Raw genomic sequence first — 3,869 nt, 5'->3', positions numbered from 1 at the left:
CGCTAAACACGGGGGCTGCGCGGCGGACACGCCGACGTCACAGCTACTGCCACGCCATTTTTGCAGAACTTGACGCACACAACTATGATTTGCTAGTTATTCCAGTAACTTATTCGACTTTTGGTAGCGGGAGAGGGAAGTGCGGTGACCGAGTTCGTTTGCTGACTCGACTCCTTTGTAAGTTTTAGAGCGGTTTGCGGCCTAAATCGTGCCACAGCGTGCTGCGCTACCCTTGCCTGCACTCGGGCCCAAGGAGCCTCGAAGGTTTGGCCCCGACCCCGGCCTCATGCTCGGCAAGATATGATCCGTCCGATTTGCGTCCAGCCGGTCATTCAAGGGCCACCGGGACGGTAATCTGTCGGATCAGCGATCGAACCTTCTATCCCGATGTTTCCACGACACGCTTCGCCGCTTCGATATCGCGCACGGGCGGCAGGCCGAACATTCGGCCATACTCTCGCGTGAATTGCTGCACGCTCTCATAGCCGACCGCGAACGCTGCGCTGCTTACCGAGACACCCTCCGAAATCATCTGCCGGCGGGCCTCGATCAAGCGCAACTGCTTCTGGAATTGCCGCGGCGAGACCGAGGTGACGGCCCGGAAGTGCTCGTGAAACGACGACGAGCTCATCCCGGCGGCGGCCGCGAGGCGCGCGACTGGCAAGGGCTGGGCGAATTCGGCGCGCAGCATTGCGACCGCGCGCGCGACCCGCCGGACTTGGCTGTCTGGCCTGCCCAGGCGCCGGATCGCCGTGCCATGCCGGCCGATCAGCAGCCAATAGTGCATCTCGCGCACCAGTTGGGCCTGCAGCACCGGCACCGAGGCCGGGCGATCGAACAAGCGTATCAGCCTGAGCGCGGCGTCGCTCACCTCGGCGTCGGTCGGATCGACCCGAACGGGTGCGTGATCGGTAACGAGAGCCACTTTCATCTCCACGGCGAGGTCCGCGATGACCGCTGGGTCAAGTTCCAGCACGAGCGAGAGATAGGGCGCCGCGAGGCTCGCGCAGGTGATCTTGCTCACGGTCGGTACGTCCGCCGTGATCAGTAGCGAGTCACCCGCGGAGAAGGCGAAGCTCTGCGTCCCCATCGCGACATGCTTGCTTCCCTGCAGCACGAGACAGACGAGCGGCCGTGAGATGGCGTAGACGAGGCCGCTCAGCGCTGTCACACGCACGATCGTAAGTCCCGGGATCGGCGTCTGCGCCACGCCGTTTGCGTCGGCGTGGACTTCTGCATAGCGACGGACGGCATCGAGCAGCGCGGTCATGGAGCCCATTTACTCCATCTTCGAGGGCGATACACGTTCTCTCGGAGGATTAGGCAAAGAACGTCGAGCTTCTGGCAATGCAAGCGAGCCTCCCGCCCCGATATTGGGTCCGAATCCCTCAAACAGGAGTCGGACCATGACCAAGATCAGCCTCGTCACCGGCGCAAGCCGCGGCCTCGGCCGCAATACCGCCATCAGCATCGCCCGCAAGGGCGGCGACATCGTCCTCACCTATCAAAACCGGGAGAACGAGGCGAAGGCTGTCGTCGCCGAGATCAAGGCGCTCGGCCGCAAGGCGGTCGCCCTTCAGCTCGATGCCGGCAGCGTCGCCGGCTTTGGAGCGTTCGCCAAGGAGGTGCGGACGGCGCTCAAAGCGACCTGGCAGCGCGATACCTTCGATCATCTCATCAACAATGCCGGTCACGGCGATGTGGCGTTGATTGCGGAGATGACCGAGGAGCAGTTCGACAAGCTGTGCAACGTCCACTTCAAGGGCGTGTTCTTTTTGACCCAGAAGCTGCTGCCGTTGATCGCGGACGCCGGCCGCATCGTGAACCTGTCGACCGGCCTAACCCGCGTTTCCGCTCCCGGCTGGTCCGCTTATGCGGCGGTGAAGGGCGCGATCGAAGTGCTCACAATCTATATGGCGAAGGAGCTGGGCAGTCGCGGCATAGCGGTCAACGCGGTGGCGCCGGGTGCGATCGAAACAGACTTCTTCGGCGGAGCCGTGCGCGATAGCCCAGACTTCAACAAGTTCTTCGCAGACATGACTGCACTCGGCCGCGTGGGGCTGCCGGAAGACATCGGGCCGATGATTGCGACACTCCTCACTGAAGACAATCGATGGGTCAATGCCCAGCGGATCGAGGTGTCGGGCGGCCAGGGAATCTGAAGGGAGGTTGAGCGCACGCCGCATCTGCACTCGTGCGCCTATCACGGCATCCCCTTGCTTATCGCGGAGGGCGGTGTGGTGATCTGATCGAAGGGACCGCGATGACAGGCGATACGAGACGCCTCGGAGCGATCGACCGGCTCCATGCTATTAATCGCTATTAATGCCGGGCACGATCCGAGCTTGCCCGCTCCGATCTATGCGAGTCTGGTTGAGACCGACGCTGAAGGCGAATTCTCGCTCATCTGGTCCCGCCGCGCCGGCCAGTGATCCGAGCTACCACGAAGTCCCGCGCAAGGCGGGGCTTCGCCACTCCAGGCTCGTCACTGCACCTCTGTCTGGTGCCGCACACTACGCTTTGACGCGTGCCTTGCGCGCCTTCTTCACCGGCGACTTGATTGCGGTTGCGGCTGTTATTGTCTCTGCTGCCGCCCGAGCAGCTCTTTTCGGATTTTCCGCTGCAGCTGTTGCTGGCGCGGCCGCCGTTGGTGAACAACTGGGTGGCCGGTTCGGTACGGGCAGCAAACTCCCCCTCCGATTGCTGCATTGATCGGTGGCACCGATCGCAGTCCGCTTCTGACGCCCGCCCTGATACTGCCGCATTAAACGCAGAAGCCTACCGAGATCCCAATTTGCTTTTTTCCCAGCCCTCTGCGGCAATGGACTCTGTTCCCCAATGTGCTGCCACGTGCGGATGGCTATGTTCGAAGTAGCGGCGTCCTAAGTTCGGATAAAAGGAGTGACCCCATTTGTTGCGTGTAAGACCTTTTCCCCTCGCGGCAAGGACTGCTTTTCTGGTCACACTGGCCGGTGTCCTCGTGCTCGCGCTGTCACCGGTGTGGCTTTTGCAGAATTTTGGTTTCGGCTTCACCTCTCATGATGACAAGCTCAATCACGCCGCAGCGTTCGTCGTGCTGACGGCTATCGGCAGTCTCGGTTGGCCAGAGCACAGAGCAAGACTGATAGTTTTTCTCGCCCTTACCGGCGCCGCGATCGAGATACTGCAGGGCATGCAAATAATAAGTCGCGACATGGATATCTACGACTGGTTTGCCGATTGTGTCGGCGTCGCGTGCGGGCTCGCGATTGCAAGCTGGACAAAGAAATTAGCTGACGGCTTCTCCTAGGTCGCATCCTGGCAAGTACGGGCTGGCTGCGTAAAGTACTTGCGCGGTGAAGAGGATTTGCGGCACGCTTCGCTACAGGATTTCCGCGAGGAGGATGGGATGGCCGTAGCTAAGAAAGACCAGGAGTCCCGGAACTTAGACGCATGAAATACTTCATCGCCTCGCTGTTCGGCGCCTAGCTGCTGTTCGGTTTCATCGCCGTGTCTGGCGCTGGCCACGGGTGGATCGCGGGCGCGTTGAGTTGCCTGCCATTGGCTGCGGTCTCGTTTGCCGCTTGGCTCAACGCACTGCGCACTATACCTTCACTCCATATCGCTAATGGACTTGTTACCGCATGCGTCGTGCTCGTGGGCACGGCGTATGGAATGCTATCAGAAGGCGCGCGCTACTTCCTTGATTATTGTCTGCGAGGTCGCCTGGCCGGGCCGGTTATCGCCCTCATCTGTTTCAACTGGGTCTTCGATTGCGGGCTCACATGGTGGCGCCGCGCAGAGACTTGAACCGCCCCGGGTTGATCGGAGGCTCCAACTCCTGAGAAGGTGGAGCCATGACAAGCAAGACGACCAACAAGTTCTCTCCC

General features: G+C 61.1%; 3 protein-coding genes and 1 pseudogene. 3 read left to right on the top strand and 1 reads right to left on the bottom strand.

The window, feature by feature from the left end:
- Positions 1 to 379: 379 nt before the first annotated feature.
- Positions 380 to 1,270: an AraC family transcriptional regulator gene (locus NKJ46_RS34470; RefSeq protein ID WP_352671786.1), complete on the bottom strand. Its 891-nt coding sequence runs from the start codon at positions 1,268 to 1,270 to the stop codon at positions 380 to 382.
- 136 nt (positions 1,271 to 1,406) lie between these two features.
- On the opposite strand from NKJ46_RS34470, the gene NKJ46_RS34465 reads away from it, so the two are divergent.
- From NKJ46_RS34465 to NKJ46_RS34455, 3 genes and pseudogenes are all read left to right on the top strand, one after another.
- The gene (locus tag NKJ46_RS34465; protein ID WP_352671783.1) at positions 1,407 to 2,162 is read left to right on the top strand and encodes an SDR family NAD(P)-dependent oxidoreductase; all 756 of its coding nucleotides are present in this window, start codon (positions 1,407 to 1,409) and stop codon (positions 2,160 to 2,162) included.
- A 174-nt stretch (positions 2,163 to 2,336) separates the two neighbouring features.
- Positions 2,337 to 2,432: pseudogene (locus tag NKJ46_RS34460) on the top strand (DUF736 family protein); the annotation flags it as partial.
- Between the two features lie 479 nt (positions 2,433 to 2,911).
- A complete protein-coding gene (locus NKJ46_RS34455; protein WP_352671780.1) occupies positions 2,912 to 3,289 on the top strand; it encodes a VanZ family protein in 378 nt (125 codons plus the stop codon).
- Positions 3,290 to 3,869: the final 580 nt, after the last annotated feature.

It is taken from the genome of Mesorhizobium sp. M0166, assembly GCF_040322255.1.
Classification (GTDB): domain Bacteria; phylum Pseudomonadota; class Alphaproteobacteria; order Rhizobiales; family Rhizobiaceae; genus Mesorhizobium.
Note: the sequence above shows the minus strand (reverse complement) of the source record. Positions and strands in the feature narration are given on the sequence as shown.